The sequence below is a fragment of the Daejeonella sp. JGW-45 genome (genome assembly GCF_029360805.1).
Taxonomy (GTDB): Bacteria; Bacteroidota; Bacteroidia; order Sphingobacteriales; family Sphingobacteriaceae; genus Daejeonella.
The window spans coordinates 145,604-162,732 of sequence record NZ_JARKNC010000006.1; the positions used below are offsets into that span (position 1 = coordinate 145,604).

16 protein-coding genes are annotated in these 17,129 nt (G+C 45.3%); 8 read left to right on the forward strand and 8 right to left on the reverse strand.

Annotated elements, in window-relative coordinates; all coding sequences use genetic code 11:
- The first annotated feature begins 142 nt into the window (after positions 1-142).
- Positions 143-562, forward strand: coding sequence for a hypothetical protein (locus P2W76_RS08080; protein WP_276347205.1), 420 nt, complete (start codon positions 143-145; stop codon positions 560-562).
- Between the two features lie 98 nt (positions 563-660).
- On the opposite strand, the gene P2W76_RS08085 is transcribed toward P2W76_RS08080, so the two are convergent.
- A complete protein-coding gene (locus P2W76_RS08085; RefSeq protein ID WP_276347206.1) occupies positions 661-2,469 on the reverse strand; it encodes a DNA polymerase III subunit gamma/tau in 1,809 nt (602 codons plus the stop codon).
- 702 nt (positions 2,470-3,171) lie between these two features.
- Here P2W76_RS08085 and rpsF point away from each other — a divergent pair.
- The 4 genes from rpsF to mtgA all read left to right on the forward strand — a co-directional run bounded on the left by rpsF (position 3,172) and on the right by mtgA (position 5,147).
- Positions 3,172-3,540, forward strand: a complete 369-nt coding sequence (gene rpsF / locus P2W76_RS08090; RefSeq protein WP_276347207.1) for a 30S ribosomal protein S6 — start codon at positions 3,172-3,174, stop codon at positions 3,538-3,540.
- Positions 3,540-3,803, forward strand: a complete 264-nt coding sequence (gene rpsR, locus P2W76_RS08095) for a 30S ribosomal protein S18 (protein ID WP_079702150.1) — start codon at positions 3,540-3,542, stop codon at positions 3,801-3,803. Before rpsF ends, rpsR begins: the two co-directional genes overlap by 1 nt.
- Before the next feature lie 16 nt (positions 3,804-3,819).
- Positions 3,820-4,263, forward strand: coding sequence for a 50S ribosomal protein L9 (gene rplI, locus P2W76_RS08100; protein WP_276347208.1), 444 nt, complete (start codon positions 3,820-3,822; stop codon positions 4,261-4,263).
- Between the two features lie 164 nt (positions 4,264-4,427).
- Positions 4,428-5,147 (forward strand): monofunctional biosynthetic peptidoglycan transglycosylase, encoded by a 720-nt coding sequence (gene mtgA / locus P2W76_RS08105; protein ID WP_276347209.1) that lies wholly within the window; start codon positions 4,428-4,430, stop codon positions 5,145-5,147.
- On the opposite strand, the gene P2W76_RS08110 is transcribed toward mtgA, so the two are convergent.
- Positions 5,148-5,636 carry an ABC transporter ATPase gene (locus P2W76_RS08110; protein WP_276347210.1) on the reverse strand — a complete coding sequence of 163 codons (489 nt, stop codon included), beginning with the start codon at positions 5,634-5,636 and terminating at the stop codon, positions 5,148-5,150.
- Positions 5,637-5,701: 65 nt separating this feature from the next.
- Between P2W76_RS08110 and P2W76_RS08115 the strand changes: the two genes are divergently transcribed.
- Positions 5,702-6,862, forward strand: coding sequence for a BamA/TamA family outer membrane protein (locus P2W76_RS08115; protein ID WP_276347211.1), 1,161 nt, complete (start codon positions 5,702-5,704; stop codon positions 6,860-6,862).
- A 54-nt stretch (positions 6,863-6,916) separates the two neighbouring features.
- Here the strand turns inward: P2W76_RS08115 and P2W76_RS08120 are convergent, their stop codons facing one another.
- From P2W76_RS08120 to P2W76_RS08130, 3 genes are read right to left on the reverse strand one after another with little or no spacing between them, the layout of a single operon-like run.
- Entirely contained in the window at positions 6,917-8,245 is a 1,329-nt protein-coding gene (locus P2W76_RS08120) for an ATP-binding protein (protein ID WP_276347212.1), read from the reverse strand.
- Positions 8,246-8,298: 53 nt separating this feature from the next.
- Positions 8,299-8,838 carry a YfiR family protein gene (locus P2W76_RS08125; RefSeq protein ID WP_276347214.1) on the reverse strand — a complete coding sequence of 180 codons (540 nt, stop codon included), beginning with the start codon at positions 8,836-8,838 and terminating at the stop codon, positions 8,299-8,301.
- A gap of 4 nt (positions 8,839-8,842) precedes the next feature.
- Positions 8,843-10,957 carry a TonB-dependent receptor gene (locus tag P2W76_RS08130; RefSeq protein ID WP_276347215.1) on the reverse strand — a complete coding sequence of 705 codons (2,115 nt, stop codon included), beginning with the start codon at positions 10,955-10,957 and terminating at the stop codon, positions 8,843-8,845.
- Positions 10,958-11,242: 285 nt separating this feature from the next.
- Here P2W76_RS08130 and P2W76_RS08135 point away from each other — a divergent pair, with 285 nt between their 5' ends.
- Both P2W76_RS08135 and P2W76_RS08140 read left to right on the forward strand, forming a co-directional pair.
- Positions 11,243-11,716: a hypothetical protein gene (locus P2W76_RS08135; RefSeq protein ID WP_276347216.1), complete on the forward strand. Its 474-nt coding sequence runs from the start codon at positions 11,243-11,245 to the stop codon at positions 11,714-11,716.
- Positions 11,717-11,802: 86 nt separating this feature from the next.
- On the forward strand, positions 11,803-12,459 hold the full coding sequence (locus P2W76_RS08140; protein WP_276347217.1) for a hypothetical protein: 657 nt from the start codon (positions 11,803-11,805) through the stop codon (positions 12,457-12,459).
- Positions 12,460-12,652: 193 nt separating this feature from the next.
- On the opposite strand, the gene P2W76_RS08145 is transcribed toward P2W76_RS08140, so the two are convergent.
- The 3 genes from P2W76_RS08145 to P2W76_RS08155 all read right to left on the reverse strand — a co-directional run bounded on the left by P2W76_RS08145 (position 12,653) and on the right by P2W76_RS08155 (position 17,092).
- Positions 12,653-13,447: a (Fe-S)-binding protein gene (locus P2W76_RS08145; RefSeq protein ID WP_276347218.1), complete on the reverse strand. Its 795-nt coding sequence runs from the start codon at positions 13,445-13,447 to the stop codon at positions 12,653-12,655.
- 80 nt (positions 13,448-13,527) lie between these two features.
- Positions 13,528-14,841 carry a (Fe-S)-binding protein gene (locus P2W76_RS08150; protein WP_276347219.1) on the reverse strand — a complete coding sequence of 438 codons (1,314 nt, stop codon included), beginning with the start codon at positions 14,839-14,841 and terminating at the stop codon, positions 13,528-13,530.
- Between the two features lie 76 nt (positions 14,842-14,917).
- On the reverse strand, positions 14,918-17,092 hold the full coding sequence (locus P2W76_RS08155) for a DUF5916 domain-containing protein (RefSeq protein ID WP_276347220.1): 2,175 nt from the start codon (positions 17,090-17,092) through the stop codon (positions 14,918-14,920).
- Positions 17,093-17,129: the final 37 nt, after the last annotated feature.

Below are 17,129 nucleotides of genomic sequence, written 5' to 3' on the forward strand. Positions count from 1 at the left end.
CTTAATAATGAGGTTTTTGTAATTTCCACAAAGATAGGAATTTTGGGTAGACCCTAAAAGCCTCTTCCACTATTTTTAATGCGGTTTAATTAAAAACTAAATTCCAACGTTCCTGTTTCAATAGAACAAACAAGCCCGATTTATGGAACGCAGACAAAAACCCGGAGAAGAATTACTTCCCGATAAAACAGATAGAGACCAGGCATTGAAAGATAAGTTGAATATGAAGGTGAACATAGATGATCTGGCCTACGATGAAGAAAAGAATAGCTATGAGCTTGACGTTCAGAGTGAAGACCCGGAATATATCCACCCGGACCCATACGACACCGCTGTCGAAAATGGGGGTGATGCCGACTCGGATTTCGATGAGGCCAACCCGACGGCAGTTAAGGAATACGACAAGGACCTTAGTCTGGAGACTGATCTGGAAGAATTGGGGATGCATGTCGACAATGGAAATATTGTTGAAGTGCTGCCAATAGATGAAGAGCTTTCAAGGACGCCGGAAGATGACAGGGATGATCTGGATGAAGAGGGATATCCGATGAATGATAGGTGAGGTCGGAGATTTGAGGTAGAGGTCTGAGGTCTGATGGATTTCCGACATTTGCATGTCCGTCGTGCATCTCCACCGAGCTCCGAACCTCCGACCTTCAGTTAATAGTCTATGTCAAGGTTAAACCTCCTTCTGAATTCCTCCAGTTTTGGGTTTTTTTCTACCATGTGGCTGTACTTTTCAGTCGAAGTATAAAGCCTTCTTTTTGCGGTAGGTTCTACCTGCCTTGTGGTGAGCTCAATTCCGAAGTTCTTAAGCTCCGTACGCATGAAGTTGAGCAGATCAACCTTTTCGCTCATCAGGAGCTCTTCCTGTACCTTATTTTCTATGATCAATTCGATAATAAATCCTTCCAGCAATGCAGGAGGGTTGGATGTCATGATCGTAAAAATATTGATCTTTCCTTCCTTCTTTATTCTTCCGGCATATTGGTTCCAATGCTTTAACATCTTGTCAGCATCAAAATCTTCCCGGCTTTCACCGATGAGATATTCAGGGGCTTGATCCTCTTTCTTTGAATAACTGGCTTCCAGATCGTTAAGATTTGGGATAAGCGATGCTGAACCTGCGAGTGAAGGCTTAGGAATGCTGATCTTCTTCTTTTCCTCAACCTGAGAGACAGGCGAAATTATTTCCTGGCCAGGCACCCGAACAGTGGAGGGCACAGCCTGAGGGGCTTCGGTTTTTGGAACAGGCGCTTGCGAGCTGTTAAGAACGTTTGTATCAGGCGGCAGCGGCTCTTTCTTTACTGACTCAGGTTTTTTTTTTAGTTCCCCGTTTTCGGAAGATAGAGGCTGAGCGCTGGAAATGTTAATCGCTGAGGGTATATGACAGAGTTTGATCAGGGCGAGTTCTACCTGCAGGCGTTGATTTTTGCTGGTCTTATAATTAAGGTCGCACTGGTTTGTGATATTCAGCGAGGACATTAAGAACGACGCAGTCGAGGCTTGTGACTGCATTTGGTATTTCTGACGGATACCTTCGCTAACTTCCAGCAATTTCAGTGTAGAGGCGTCTTTTGACACAAGCAAATTCCGGAAGTGTGAAGCCAACCCGGTGATAAAGTGATTGCCGTCAAAACCATGGCTCAGAATTTCATCGAAGATCAGCAAGCTGCCCGGAACGTCTTCTCCTAATATGGCATCAGTGAGTTTAAAGTAATAGTCGTAATCCAGTATATTAAGATTATCAATTACTGCTTTATAATTGACGTTCTTGTTAGAGAAACTGACAATCTGGTCAAACATGGATAAGGCATCCCTTAACCCGCCGTCAGCCTTTTGGGCAATGAGGTGTAAACCATCCTGGTCGTAGCTTACGCCTTCTTTAACTGCAATTTCCTGCAGGTGCAGGGCCATGTCATCTACCTTGATCCTGTTAAAATCAAATATCTGGCATCTTGAAAGAATTGTCGGAAGTATCTTATGCTTTTCTGTTGTCGCGAGAATGAAGATCGCATAATTAGGCGGTTCTTCCAGCGTTTTCAGGAAAGCGTTGAATGCCGCCTGTGAGAGCATATGGACCTCATCTATGATATAGATCTTGTATTTACCGGCCTGCGGCGGGATACGAACCTGCTCTATAAGACTCCTTATATCATCAACCGAGTTGTTCGAAGCTGCGTCCAGTTCATGGATATTAAATGAATTGCCATTTTGAAATGATACGCATGAATCGCAGACTCCGCATGCCTCGGCTTCAGCGCTCAGGTTTTGGCAGTTTATCGTTTTGGCAAGTATCCTGGCACAGGTTGTTTTCCCAACTCCGCGCGGTCCGCAGAAAAGAAAGGCCTGGGCAAGTTGATTTCCCTTAATGGCATTTTTCAGCGTACCGGTTATATGCTGCTGACCAACAACGGTTTGAAACGTTAAGGGCCGGTACTTTCGTGCTGAAACTATGAAGTTATCCATCGGCTCCTAAATTAGAAAGAGGAACGGGTTAAAGCAAACTTAGGGGGAGATTTTTCTGGTTGCCAGTTTTTGTGAGCAGAACCAGGAACCAAGAGCCAGGACTTCCACAAAACGTACCAGGTAAGTGTGTGGCGAGGAACCAAGACTTAACAAGACGTATCGTGTCAATAAGTGGATCTCAATAACTGTGCTTCTATATCTAGCCTGATAGCAGATAGCTCATAGCTCACAGCTGATAACAACAAAATAAGAACAATTCCGCAAACCACTTGTTAAAGAAAATACCCATTTCTGGGTATGGTGCAGGTTGCATCATAGATTGATATTTGCATAGGAAAGAGTGAGATGAAAACATTTAATAAGTATTTGAGATTTACGATTGGGTTCCTTGTTTTTATTGTAAAAAGCAATACCAGATAATACTTCCCGATTTTAAGCCGCGAATGAGGTCCTGATCCCTCGACCGGGTTCCCCTCCTCCAATAACGGTAGATATCTAAATAGCGAGGCTATGGATACCCTGCAGCGCTTTCCAGGCAGACGTGTGGACGTTTTCAGCTTCGGTTTTCCCCTTTCAGCTCCATATACTATTCTAACAAAACCATTTGATAAATAGAAAATTATATCTATTTTTGCATCCCGCTTTGAGCCCTGTTCTGAGGACCAGAGGGGATTAATAAATTAAAAAAAATAAATAGCAACAATGCAACAGTACGAAACAGTGATCATTCTGACCCCGTTGTTATCTGAAGAAGCTGCGAAAGAGGTATTAGCCAAATTCGGTAAGCTTATGACTGATAACGGAGCCGAAATTGTCCATGAAGACAATTGGGGTTTGAAAAAACTAGCGTATCCGATTCAAAAGAAGACAACGGGATACTATCACCTAACTACATTCAAAGCTCCGGGTGAGTTCATTAACAAACTTGAAGTTGAATACAAACGTGACGAGCGCATCATGCGTTTCTTAACTGTAGCGCTCGACAAGCATGCACTTGCTTTCAGTGAGAAAAAGCGTAGCGGAGCTTTCAACAAGAACAAGGAAACTAAAACTGAGGAGGTAGCGAACTAATGGCAAAAGATACAATCCAATACGTTACAGCTCCAAAAGTTGATGAGAGCCGTAAAAAATACTGCCGTTTCAGGAAGAACGGAATTAAGTATATTGATTATAAAGACGCAAACTTTCTTTTAAAGTTCGTTAATGACCAGGGTAAAGTTTTACCACGCCGTTTAACGGGAACATCATTAAAGTTCCAACGTAAAGTAGCTCAGGCTGTGAAGCGCGCGCGCCACATCGGTTTGTTACCTTATGTTACTGATTCATTAAAATAAGAGGACGATAAGCGACATGGAACTAATTTTAAAACAAGACATCAAGAATCTCGGAGAGAAAGATGATGTTGTAAATGTAAAGCCAGGATTCGGGCGCAATTATCTTATACCAAAGGGATATGCTACACTGGCTACTGAATCAGCAAAAAAAGTATTAGCTGAAAACTTAAAGCAGGCAGCTTTTAAACAAGATAAGATCAAGAAGGATGCGGACGCAATCGCGAGCAAGCTGGAAGGTGTTAAATTGTCTATCGGAGCTAAAGCAGGTGAGAGCGGTAAGATCTTCGGATCAGTAAATACCATCCAGATTGCTGATGCCTTAAAGAAAGAAGGATTTGATGTAGATCGCAGGCGCATTACATTCGAAACCGAGCCTAAGTTTGTAGGTGAATACATCGCAAACTTAAACCTGCACAAAGAAGTGAAGGTTAAGGTTCCGTTTGAAGTAATAGCGGAATAATTCATTTTACTGATAAAATGATGCTTTCTGATTAATTTCAGGAAGCATTTTTTATTTTAGGGAATTATCTGTTGTTAGTTTACCAGCTTTCAGCTGCGAGGCAAGGCATTTGTTCGCCCAGAATGGCGAGTTGTAACTGGTAATCTGGAACCAAGAATCCCCAAATGGCAAAAAGACCTAAACCTAAACCTTCCACCCAAACCAAAATCAGAAAACTAGCCCGGTTAGCCGGCAAAGCCATTTTATGGTTTATTGGCATCACCTTCGTATGGGTCCTGGCCTACCGGTTTCTTAATCCTCCTATTACGTTTCTGATGTTGCAGCGAGGTATTGAACGCAAAGTGGACAATAAGGGTTGGAAGATCGAAAAGGAGTGGGTCAGGTTAGAAGATCTTTCTGATAATCTGAAAGCAGCTGCAATAGCCGGGGAGGATGTGAATTTTCTGAAGCATTGGGGCTTCGATTTCAAAGCAATGGAGAATGCCTTTGAGAAAAATCAGAAAGGCAAGCGTATTATTGGCGGCAGTACAATAAGTCAGCAGACTGCAAAGAACGTTTTCCTCTGGCCGGGCAGATCATATGTACGCAAAGTGTTCGAGGTTTATTTCACAGGCCTGATCGAGCTGTTGTGGAGCAAGGAACGTATCCTGGAAGTTTATTTGAATGTCATTGAAACAGGCGACGGGTTATACGGCGCAGAGGCTGCTTCCTGGAACTATTACCATAGATCGGCAGTGAGTATGAGCAAACAGCAGGCCGCCTTGCTGGTGGCGGTACTTCCAAATCCAAGACGCTGGTCGCCTGCAAAACCTACATCATACATTTACTATAAGCAGGGGCTCATACTCCGCAATATGCGAAGGCTCGGGAAGTTACCTTTTTGACTATATCCAGCTTATCTTGTCAGCAAAAACACTCCCATGCCAGCTATTTTTAACCGGAACTTCCCAGGAAGTCAGCAGATCTTTACGTGTTGACACCATATTGTTGAACACAATGGTATCCGAATTAAGATCTCCTCTATCCAACAGATCTTCAAATTCCTTGCGGCTGCAATTAATTACATTCTCACCATCCCGGTAAGCTATTCTAAATCTGTCGAAAAGATCCAGATTGAATTCATTTTCTATCTCTTTCATCAAATAAACCGACTTATCTATAGAACACCCTGTGGCGCCGGCAACCTGTTCGTCAACAGACAGGATAATAAACTGTTTATGCCTTATCTCCCCATGTGCCGCCAGCGAATGCCCGTGGGCTTGCCACTGCGAAGTGAAATTATCAAGCTTTTGCTGGATCTTTTGTTTTTCCGTTTCGCTCAGGATCCGGTTAGCCTGGTAGATCCAGATCCTGGAATTCTCAGAAATATTCATACTGCAAAATTAACGATTTAATAGGGTATATTAGTAATGGGTCTGATTATTGCAAGTACGGCGGTATGTTTAAAAGGATAGCATTAGCTTCAGTTTTTATAACTGCTACCGTTTGGTCAGCCGTTGCTCAGCAGGATACAAGCATCGTTCCTAACGGGGGCTCCGCGCCGCGCGGCTTAAAGGGATTGTTTGAAGGACCCGGGCTAAAGCCTACTGCAGATCTGCGTTCGGTCGATGGCATATCGCTTGGCTTATCCTACAAAATTGAAACTAAAGGCTCTGCAGTCAATATACATAAACTCAAGGCCCTTCATAGTCTATCTACGCGGTCCTTAGTACTTGCCTATGATGCAGAGTTCGCCAAGGTTTTTAAAAATACCGATATAGTAGTAAATGCCCTGGCCGACCTGAAGGGCAATATCATGAACTATTTTGGCAAAGGAAACGATACTGAGTTTGAACGGATGGGCGACTTTCGTAAGTTTTACCGTGCAAATTTTTCTTTTTATAAACTGGACCCGGCATTCCGCTTTTTATTGGCTGAGGGCTTCACGCTGACTGCCGGGCCTTCACTGCAGTATTTCGTATATGGAATTAATGGCGGCCGGTTTATAGAGGGCCCTTCTTTAATTGACAAAGACCCTGATATATTTCAGGAAAAGGCCCATGGCGGTTTAGTTCTGAATTTCACCCTCGATAGACGTGACGATGTTTATTTGCCCGGCCGCGGTTATAAGGTCAATATTTTAATTCAGGGTTATGAAGGACTGAACACGCGGTCGGCATCCTATGCCCAGTTGTTTCCGCAGGTATCTTTTTATAAGGCACTGGATAAGGATGGCAATATTACTATTGCCAACCGGACAGGCGCCGGGTTCACAAAAGGAACAACTGCTTTTTACCAGCATGCATTTCTGGGAAGCGAGGACGCCCTGCTCGGATTTAGAAAGAACAGGTTCGCCGGGGAAACTACCCTTTATAATAACCTGGAAGCACGCATTGCGATCCCCAATATTATCAGCTCATTAATTCCCGGGAGAACCGGCCTGATCGGCTTCTACGATGTCGGCCGGGTTTGGGTTAAGAAAGAGAACTCAGAGACCATTCATCAGGGCGTTGGAGGTGGGATATTCTTCATTCCTTTTAACAAGATCTTCCTTCGTGGTGTCGCGGGATTTTCTGAAGAGGGAATGCAGGCAACCGTGGCGGTAAGGCAACGGTTTTAGGGAGGTGAAAGTTGAAAGTTGAAAGTTGAAAGTGTCTGGGAGATTAGGCACTTGTTAAGAAGGCAGTGGCAGGGTAAAGTAAAAGGTAGAGCCTTTTCCTTCTTCGCTGTCGACGCCAATTTTGCCACCATGTCTTTTGATGATCTGCGAACAGATATACAGACCAAGGCCAAAGCCCGAGATAACCGCATTGCTGTCTTTCGCCCGGTAGAACCTGCCGAATATCTTTTTATGTTCCGTATCAGCGATTCCAATTCCCTCGTCTCTTACAGTAACCTTCACTTCAGCAGGCGTTTTCGTGGTTTCCACGAAAATATGCGTTCCTGCCGGGGAGTATTTTATAGCATTCGAGATCAGGTTTATCAATACTTGTTCCAGCCTGTCGCGGTCACCCAAGGTAATCACTCCTGACGCGCCGCCAATTTTAGTGATCGTATGAGTCGTGGTGCTCATCTGAGCATCCTGAATGCATTCATCGACCAGTTCATCAATGGCGAGCTCTTTATGATTTAGCTGGAGCTGTCCCGACTCGATTTTCGAAACATCTAAAAGGTCCAGGATAAGATTGTGAAGCTTCTTGACACCTTCCTTTGATTTTAAGATAAACGTATGAACCAGCGGTTCATGCTTCATTTTGGCGAGAGTTTCAAGATAAAGCTTGACGCTGGTAAGCGGGGTTTTCAGTTCATGGCTTGCAATGCCGATGAACTCGTCTTTCTTTTGGTGGCTCTTGGCAACCTCGTCCATCAGGTTATTAAATTCAGCTGATAGCTTACTTATCTCATCTTTTCCGGCTACAGTAACGTGCCTGCTATAATCATTACTCTCCCTGATCTGCTTCATCACATTAACCAGGCTTAACAATGGGCGGGAAATATAGCGCTGATTCAGGTAGGCGATCAGGAAAGCGAGTGCAACGCCAACAAAAAGCAGGATGGTAGCGATCTCAAACTTCTGGGCCTTGATAGCCTCAAGCTGAGTGAGCTCAACCTTAAGGCAAACGGTAGCCAGGGGCAGGCCTTGATTATCGTCAATATTCTTATAGACAAAAAGGTAACCGTCCCTGATGACGGCTTTATCTTTAAAAGGGGGAAGAAAGCGGTACTTCTGCTGGCCCGGGCGACTAAAACTTGCAAATACATTCCCCCGGTTATCAATAATACTCGTATTGACCACGTCTGACTCGACATTTTGCAGATCGAGGAGAATTTTACGGGCTGCTTCATTATCAAGAAACTGGATCGCAGAAATACTGTTCGTGCCGATGACCTGTGCGAATGAGATGGTGCTCGCAATTTTCCGTTCTTTATAGCCCCTGATATCGGTGATCACAAATGCAGCAAAACACAAGCCGAGAACTGTAACCGCTGTAATGACCTGCATTAAAACTAGTTTGTTTTTTATCGAGAAATCGCGTAAACCAACCATCTTATCTTTTATCGTCGTATTACTTGTGCGTGCTGTAGTAGCTGTGAACCAATCTTAATGCCAGAGCCGGAGGCACCTTTCAAATTGACTTCAAACTTCAGTTTGTTGTCTGATATAAGAAAATTAATATGACTGCCTTTCTCCAGTTCCCCCTTTTGCTCGCTGATTATCAGGACCTGGCGCTCATATAGCCTGGAAACGACAGCCTCAATGGGAAATTTATAATTCCGTGAAACGAAGACCACCTGGCTGCGACCAATTTCATTCACACTCTTACACAGCCGGACATTGACTATTTTACTGCCCGACCTGTGGGATGCTTTACTGATCTGGTTAAGAGGCGCATACATCCCCGACTCCCCAAGAACGGCTATCGTGATCGGACGGTCAGTTCCCTCGCCCCAGTCAATATAATCCATGAAACGATAGAGAAAGGCCGCCTTCAGGTTGTACTCCTGGCCGAGCAGCTGGGGTCCCTGGAAGGTATAGCCGCTTAGCACCGGAATTGATGCCAAAAGTAATAATATGAACCTTTTTAGCCTTCTCATGTTCTTAAAAGCTTACCTCTACCTTGAGCATCGTGGTTCTCCCGGGTTGTTCCAGCACCGTAGAGAATAAAAACCCGTCGGCAGTACGGGAGCCCGGATCAAGCCATTCTACGTCAAATAAATTGCGAATGTTCAGACTGGCGCTAACCCGGTCATTAAAGAGTTTCCTGGTTTTCAAATTCAGATGTGTCAGGAAATAGCCGCTCACCGCACCATAGGGGCTCGTAGAAGGCGCTCTCCGTTCTCCCACCCAATTGCCGGTGAGGGCTGCATTGAAGAGATCCTGAACATTGAGCGACATCCCGATATTCCCCTTTATCCTGGCAATACCCGGCACATTTCCTGTCCGGTTGGTGGCTTTATTTATTCCGGTACCGTCTTGCAAAGTAAAGTTGGTAAACGCTGAGAGTCTGGAAGAATAGGCATAATTAATCTGCCCTTCAATGCCATTGATAGTTATTTCTGCGGGATTTTTATTTACAGTCAGATTAGACAGGTTCCCAATAACGATCACATCCTTTAATTTATTACGAAATCCGTTTAACCGGAACATTGCACGGCTGGACAGTTCATAAGAGAGGTTCAGCTCATAGGTTTTTATCTTCTCTTCTTTTAAAGGAATATTAGGCGGCGCCTGGTATATTTCGGTGTTTGTTGGTGCACGGTAGGCTGTACCAAACTGTAGCTTAACTGTGAATTTGTCAGTTGGCTGGTTAACTATTGCCACCTTTGGGCTTACATTGCTTCCGTAATAGCTGTTGTAATCGTAACGCCCTCCCAGGGTAATGGTTGTCTTCCTTAGAAATCTTGTGCTGTGCACATATTGGAGGTAACTCCCAAAATTGTTCCTGATATCATACTGCCTGGGCAGAAATGTAGAATAGAGGTTGGAAACGAGGTGCCTGCCATCTATCAGGTACACTGTGCCGGTATCCACAGTCGATTTTCTTCCACCTTTCTCCACGTTATCCTGGTACCACTGGATCCCTGCGGAGAGCTTATGATTTTCCGCGGGGGAGAAGTTTCCAATTAGTTCCCCAAATGCACGGGTTGAACGGCTCGCGGTGATCACACGGTAGAGGGTCCGTCCGTCGATGGTGATATAGGCATAAGAATCTTCTCCCACACCCGTCTCGCGATAAACCGCGCGTGCCAGGAAATTAAGTTTTTCACCCGGAGTGAACTCGTTTTGTAGAAAGAGGGTCCGGGAGTAAGGAGATTCCAGTCCTGACCGCTCGTTCCGCACATCGCGCGCCAGGAGCCCCAGAACACCCTTATTCTCATATCCCTGTGAGGGAAGCCCGAGAAATTCGGTAGGACTGTTGAAGAATGTCCCCCAGCCCATGGGTGTTTTATAAGCACGGAAACCCAGGGTACTGCGTGAGTTTTTTCCAAGATAGGAAACGGAGCCGTTTAGCGAATAAGCCTTGTCGACGTAAGAAGCACTGTAATTTGGGTCCCTGTTGGAAAATTTTGGCCCGTCTGTGCTATACAATGAGCCAGAGAGTGCAACTTCGAACTTCGAACTGGCTGCACCCATGTGAACTTTGTCCAGGGAAGTATTGAATGTTCCAAATCCCTTTTCGGCAATCACACCGTTTATGTCGCGGCCTTTTTTGGTGATGATGTTAATTACGCCGCCAAATGCATTCGCACCATACAGAACTGAAGCGGGTCCCCATACGATCTCTATGCGTTCTACATTGTGAAGATTATAGGCTGGCCCGGCCATATCGTTACTGCCGATGATATTATTTTCGACAATTCCGTCGACCATCAGCAATGCACGGAGGTTTTCTGCGCCATACATGCCGCGGAAGTAGATCAGAGTAGGGGCGTATCCGTTCAAATGGATCATATCTATGCCGGGGATATCGCGCAACGCATCGCTCAGTTCTTCATAACCTCTTTCCGAAATTTGCTTAGCTGTAATAACCTGGATCGTAGCAGGAGCTTCAGAGGTTTTCTGAAGATAGCCGGATGCCGTAATAACCCTTATGTTCATTAGTTCTTCCAACGATAAACCGGAAAGGGAATCGATTTGCGCCGGTTCGCGTTGAGCTGAAACACGCAGTGCGCAGAAACAGATAATAAGCAGGGTAAAGATTTTAATCTTCATAAATACAATAAAAACCTCTCTGGCAAAAGCCCAGGAGAGAAATCCTTGGAATATTTAATTACGCCGGAGTAATTGATATGCAATTTAATAAATATGCGATGAAGGCGCATTTGTAATACAGCCTTGCAAAGTGTTATGTTGACCTATTTGATCAACATAACCGCTCGTGGAGCAATTTGTTTAATGAAAATTGCGGTTGTTATTAGCTCATTTCTGTAATTATTCATTGAAAATATTTATGAATACTTATTTTAGAAGGGTCATTTCAGGCCTGAGGTATTAAAAATGAAACCGATAATATTTTTGCTTACGGTATCGTACGCTGTTGTTACATACCTGCTTGTCTTTGTTTTCGGGGCTGACGAACGTATACATCAGCTTGCAGAACAAACACAGCGCCGGCTGACTGCGCTTCATAGTGCCGAACCAGAGGCGGACAGGATTAAGAAATGTGAGATCATACTCTCGGATGAGGGCTTTTTAAGACACCGCAGAACCTATGCCACAGGTAAGCAGGAATATTATTCGCTTAACCTCTCACGGCTCAGGAGTGTCGATTATTACGGCACGATCAAAGCTGGCAGTCTTACACTGCATACGCAGGAAGACGATGTTATCGTTCAAACTTATAATGACCGAAGTGGGAATGTCGATTCGATGTCAGTACGATTTGATCTTTCTCTGAGAATAGTTGAGCCCGAAGATATCTCAGCGCTGGAGCGCGATCTTATTGAGCTGAAGCGCCTTGTAAGCAAGTAGTTTTTTGCAGCATTTTTTGTGAAATCACCGTAAATGGGTATATTTCAGGAACGATAATTTTAATATTTTTGATTAAAAAAATGATTATGAAAAAAGCTCTACTACTTTCTTTCGGTCTTTTAATAACATCGTTCGTTTTAAAAGCAGATGAAAAAATTAAGATCAATGCATCAGAGCAGGATGCGGTAATTTACGTGGATGGCAAACCTTCAGGATCTTCTGCGGAGATCAAGATTGACAAGGGCTCATGTGTAACTGTGAAAGTCGTTAAAACCGGCTTCCTGACCGAGACTCTTTCGTTTTGCGATAAAAAGAATGCGGCAAGCATCCCGAAAACTCTTTTCGTTGATATGAAGCGTGATGACTCATATGATGCTTCTACAAAGATCGACTTTGCCAACAATGATATCGATGTGCGGACCAGCAAATCTGAAGCTGACGCCTGGAGGCTAATGAACCAAATCATCACTTCGCAGTTCGATATTATCGAAATCACCGACAGGGAGACAGGTTACTTGCGTACTGCCTGGGCGGTGCAGTCCTTTAAGGGAAATACCATCCGAACCCGCGTGGTTGTGAAACTGGGTTCCAATAACCCGCTATACTACAAAATAAAGCTAATGAGTGAGCAATCGGGTGAGGCAGGAACAAGTCCGAAAGCCGATGAGAAGTTCGTTGAGTGGGATCGTATACTTAGGAAATACGAAAACATCGTGAATGAAATTCAAACGAGGATCAAATAAACCTTAACCTTTATTATAACGCAAAACTCCTGGCTTCCTGCAAAAGAAGTTGGGAGTTTTTGTTTTTTGAGGTATTAGGTATTAGGTAATAGGTAATAGGTAATAGGTAATAGGTAACTTGTTAAGTTACGAATTCAGTTTTCAGTTTTCAGCTTTCAGTTTTCAACTATTCCACCGTTCCCAACCTAGTCTATTAAATAAGCCCGTTCGCCTTCGCGGTTATTTCGGCGATATCCAATACTTTCACCTCTTGTTCTTTATTGAAGTTTTTAACGCCGTCGCTTAGCATGGTCATGCAGAAGGGACAGGAAGAGGCTACGATATTTGGCTCGAGGCTTAAGGCTTCTTCTATACGTTCAATATTAATATCCTTGTTGCCTTTTTCGGGCTCCTTAAACATCTGGGCTCCGCCTGCACCACAGCAAAGACCATTAGATCTGCAGCGCTTCATCTCAACAAGCTCGGCGTCGAGGATCTCAAGTGCAGCCCTGGGTGCTTCATAGACATTGTTGCCTCTGCCCAGGTAACAGGGATCATGAAAGGTGATGCGTTTACCCTTAAAGGATTCTCCGCCTTCTGCCTTCAGTTTGCCTTCGTCTATCAGTTGCTGAATGAGCTGCGAGTGGTGGATCACATCATAATTGCCGCCTAATGAAGGGTATTCATTTTTGATGGTATTAAAACAATGCGGGCAGCCTGTAACTATTTTCCTAATGGAATAAGCGTCGAGGGTCTGGATATTGGCCATAGCCTGCATCTGGAAAAGGAATTCGTTTCCCGCGCGCTTAGCCGGGTCGCCGGTGCAGCTCTCTTCCGTACCAAGCACAGCATATTTCAGGCCTACATGTTCCAGGATCCTGCAGATATCCCTGGTGATCTTCTGCGCACGCTCATCAAAGCTGCCGGCACAACCAACCCAAAAGAGGATTTCTGGTGATTCACCTTTTGCTGCCATTTCGGCCATTGTAGGGACTTTTAGATTTTCCATTTCTGTGTATTCAGTAGTCAGTATTTAGTGATCAGTCTCGGCAAGCCAGTTCTCCATTCCCATTCCCTATTCTCCATTCTCTATTTCCACTCCCCATTCTCAACTCTCCAATTAATCCTGTCCGCCGGCGAGTACTTCCACGGGGCGCCATTATTCTCCACGTTACCGAACATGTTGTTAAGGCTTGCCGGGGCCTGCGATTCTTCCATCACCGCATAACGTCTCAGCTCCACGATAATTGCCAGCGGGTCGATATTCACGGGGCAGGCTTCAGTACAGGCATTGCATGTGGTACAGGCCCAGATCTCTTCGCGGCTGATATAGTTATCGAGCAGGGTTTTGCCGTCGTCATGGTCTTTGCCATGTTTGCCAGCCAGATCGCCCACCTCGGTGGCCCGGTCGCGTGTGTCCATCATGATCTTGCGTGGCGATAAAAGCTTGCCCGTAATGTTTGCCGGGCAGACGGAAGTACATCTTCCGCACTCTGTGCAGGTATAGGCGTCCAGCAGGTTTTTCCAGGTCAGATCCTTAATATCTTTAGCTCCAAAGCGCCCCCCGTCGGCAACCGGCTCGGGAGTGAAGGAAGGATCGAGCATCGCTTTTACCTCGTTAGTTACTACCGGCATATTGGTAAACTCGCCTTTTGGCTGTAGGTTGGAAAAATAAGTGTTCGGAAAAGCCAGTATGATGTGGAGATGTTTTGAATAAGGAAGATAGTTCAGGAATGCAAAGATCCCAATGATGTGAAACCACCAGCAGCCGCGTTCGATAGCCACCAGTGTTGTTTCCGAGTCGGGGAGGAGGGGTAGCAATAAGCCGCTTACAGGAAAAGAGCCCGCCACCGGATAGCCGGCAGCGCCCATCAGCTGCAGCTTCTGGTCGGCGGCATTCATCGTTAAAAACGCTGTCATTAAAAGTACTTCTGCTATCAGAATGATATTAGCATCCGATCTCGGCCATTTGGTCATTTCTACTCCCGAAAAGCGCCCGACCTTAACGATATTTCGTCGCGCCAGGAATACGATAACACCGATCAGTACCAGCGCGGCAAGTACCTCGAAGGAAGCTATCAGGATATTGTATAATCCGCCGAGCGGAGAAGCAAAAATACGGTGAGTACCGAAAAGGCCATCAATGATGATCTCCAGCACCTCCAGATTGATGATCACAAATCCCAGGTAAACAAAAAGATGCAGGATAAAGGCCAAAGGTCTCTTAGTCATTTTGGTTTGCCCGAATGCTACCCTGAGCATCACCATCAGCCGCTCAGCCGGCCTGTCTGAGCGGTCAGCCGGACGGCCCAGCCTGATATTCCGTATGATTTTCCGTGCATTGAACGAAAAAAGTGCTATTGCAGTAATTGTAAGAATAAGAAAAAGGGCCTGTAGAAGCATATTGGTATAGCTTGATAGTGCTAAAGTAAATAATATCCTGCATATCCAATTGCTATGCACGCATAATACTTTTTATTTAATTCCACCAATAGGTGAACTTCAGCACCAGGGCACGGTTTCGAATGGCAAAGGGGGACGGGTAGTAATTGTCTGTATATACAAGGAACAGATCGCTGGCTGGTTTATACCGCCACTGAAATCGGGTATTCACGTTCAGGTTTTTCTGCTGGTTGTTATACTGCACGAAAGTGGTGAAGAACAGTTTATTGCTGAATGTAAAATCAGTTCTGGGGCCTACCAGCCATAGGTTAGTTGTCGCCCAGGGCTGGGGCAGCACGATATGGTTATAGCTGGCGCTCATGGCGATATTAACATAGGGCTGAAAACGGTAGCCGAGGTCGGCCGACATGCTCAGGCGTGTACCATCTGCATAATACCCTCCGTACTGGCCTGAGAAAGAGTAAGTGTATAGCTTTTGAGGTTTGGAGCTATAGTTTGCTCCGACGGTGTTCCATGAATGTTCGGTGCCGGTATTTAACGTCCCTTTTCCCGTATTCAGAGGGTCAAATGGCCTCAGCAGGCGGATAAAATTATCGGAAGTCCAGACCTCGAAGGTACTTTGGTTGCGATGCGTAAACCGGTAATTGAGCGAGGTTTCGTTATCTGTCTGGTCGAAGGATTTGTCAAAATAATAGGTGGAGCCGAGCGCCGGGCCGTGGTTCAGAATACTACCACCTTTAGGGAAGAACAAGTAACTGATCCTGGGGTTGAGCTTGACATAGTTGATGCGGGGTACATAACCCACTTCTGCAGTATAATTTTCACCTACATACTCATGCTGCCAGCTGAGAACCCACTTTCTGCTGTTGTACTGCAGATTGGCCGCGTGCACCAGATCGTTGCTGCTTTTTACAGGCCCAAACGATTTGACGAACATGGATTTTCCGGTCCACAGGTTATTGGTGGAGGCCAGATTATATTCCAACCCGATATTCCGGTTATATGCACTGTAAACAGGCTTCCCTGGATGCTGCGCCGGGTCGTAATTAACTGATTGCTTGTTCACGAACATAAGGCGGATATTAGACCTGGAGAACACTCTTCGCTGCAGAGCGAGAACGGCAAAGTTCTGCGCTGGGAGGCCTGTCTCATCCATATTCTTTGTCTGCATATCCATTGCACCGATCCGCCATTTTTTGTTGATGCTTCCACTCAGGCGCGCGCCGTATTCGATAGGTACACCCAACCCGATCCTTCGCGAAAAGAAAGGCCTGATCGTAGAGTAACCAAAGTTTGCAAAGAGATCGGCATTTTCCAGGAAGAACTGCCTGCGCTCAGGGAAAAAGAGCTCGAAGCGGTCCAGGTTGGTTACCTGTTTATCAACCTCAATCTGTGAAAAATCCGGGTTCACCGTCAGGTCAAGGTTCAGGGAAGAGGTGATCCCGATCTTGGCATCCGCACCGATATCGCGTTTAAATTTGGTTCCCGTGTTATTCTCATAGTCCTTGGTAAAGCCACCCAGGACGTAAGGGATCACGGATATATTGGTCCCTGCATCAGGCGGAGGATTATCCCAGATCAGGTTGCCGGTATAGGCAAGGGACGCAACATTGAATTGTCTTGGGATCTTAGCCCAGGCCGATTTCTCTGGCTCCTTGATGTCCAGCCTGGCGAAATTGATCCCCCAGGTCCGAATGCCTTTCTTGTAACGGATCGATTTAAAGGGGATGGCCGCCTCAAAAACCCAGCGGTCTGCATAATGCTTCACCTCCGAATACCATTTATTGTCCCAGCTCAAGTCGTAGCCATTGCTGTTGAATATCAACCCGTCCCATTGGGCGCCCGCTGCATTCACCCCGAAAGTAAAGCCGTTGGTCTGGTCGTCGAAAGGATCGACAATGAGCAGGAAATTATCATTTTTTGTATAGGAGAAATCCCGTCTCAGAGATTCGACTGCATAATCTTTACCTGCTACAGGTTCGTAGCAAACTGCAGAGATATAGAGATTATGCTGGTCGTAGGTCATGCGTACGGTGGTTCCGATTCTGGCATAACTGGTGTCCATGGGGTTAACCATAAAAAAGTTAGCGGCTGAGTCGCGGACCTTCCACGCTTCCTCATCAATAAGTCCGTCAATTTTTATGGGAAGCTTAGTCTCGGAAATATGAAGCTTATAGGCGCTGTTTATTTTCTGTGAATAAAGCTTGGAAGCGGAAAGCGTGCAAAAAATGCACAGAAGTAGGTATCTCAAAACAAAAAATAGTATACAAGTTAAATCCCGGGGAATT

What these genes read in the sequence shown, in the direction of transcription:
- P2W76_RS08115 (WP_276347211.1), top strand. Translation starts at nt 5,702, where the DNA reads ATGTTTAAAAGGATAGCATTAGCTTCAGTTTTTATAACTGCTACCGTT.
- P2W76_RS08150 (WP_276347219.1), bottom strand. Translation starts at nt 14,841, where the DNA reads ATGCTTCTACAGGCCCTTTTTCTTATTCTTACAATTACTGCAATAGCA.
- mtgA (WP_276347209.1), top strand. Translation starts at nt 4,428, where the DNA reads ATGGCAAAAAGACCTAAACCTAAACCTTCCACCCAAACCAAAATCAGA.
- rpsR (WP_079702150.1), top strand. Translation starts at nt 3,540, where the DNA reads ATGGCAAAAGATACAATCCAATACGTTACAGCTCCAAAAGTTGATGAG.
- P2W76_RS08085 (WP_276347206.1), bottom strand. Translation starts at nt 2,469, where the DNA reads ATGGATAACTTCATAGTTTCAGCACGAAAGTACCGGCCCTTAACGTTT.
- rpsF (WP_276347207.1), top strand. Translation starts at nt 3,172, where the DNA reads ATGCAACAGTACGAAACAGTGATCATTCTGACCCCGTTGTTATCTGAA.
- P2W76_RS08080 (WP_276347205.1), top strand. Translation starts at nt 143, where the DNA reads ATGGAACGCAGACAAAAACCCGGAGAAGAATTACTTCCCGATAAAACA.
- P2W76_RS08110 (WP_276347210.1), bottom strand. Translation starts at nt 5,636, where the DNA reads ATGAATATTTCTGAGAATTCCAGGATCTGGATCTACCAGGCTAACCGG.
- rplI (WP_276347208.1), top strand. Translation starts at nt 3,820, where the DNA reads ATGGAACTAATTTTAAAACAAGACATCAAGAATCTCGGAGAGAAAGAT.
- P2W76_RS08120 (WP_276347212.1), bottom strand. Translation starts at nt 8,245, where the DNA reads ATGCAGGTCATTACAGCGGTTACAGTTCTCGGCTTGTGTTTTGCTGCA.
- P2W76_RS08135 (WP_276347216.1), top strand. Translation starts at nt 11,243, where the DNA reads ATGAAACCGATAATATTTTTGCTTACGGTATCGTACGCTGTTGTTACA.
- P2W76_RS08125 (WP_276347214.1), bottom strand. Translation starts at nt 8,838, where the DNA reads ATGAGAAGGCTAAAAAGGTTCATATTATTACTTTTGGCATCAATTCCG.
- P2W76_RS08140 (WP_276347217.1), top strand. Translation starts at nt 11,803, where the DNA reads ATGAAAAAAGCTCTACTACTTTCTTTCGGTCTTTTAATAACATCGTTC.
- P2W76_RS08130 (WP_276347215.1), bottom strand. Translation starts at nt 10,957, where the DNA reads ATGAAGATTAAAATCTTTACCCTGCTTATTATCTGTTTCTGCGCACTG.
- P2W76_RS08145 (WP_276347218.1), bottom strand. Translation starts at nt 13,447, where the DNA reads ATGGAAAATCTAAAAGTCCCTACAATGGCCGAAATGGCAGCAAAAGGT.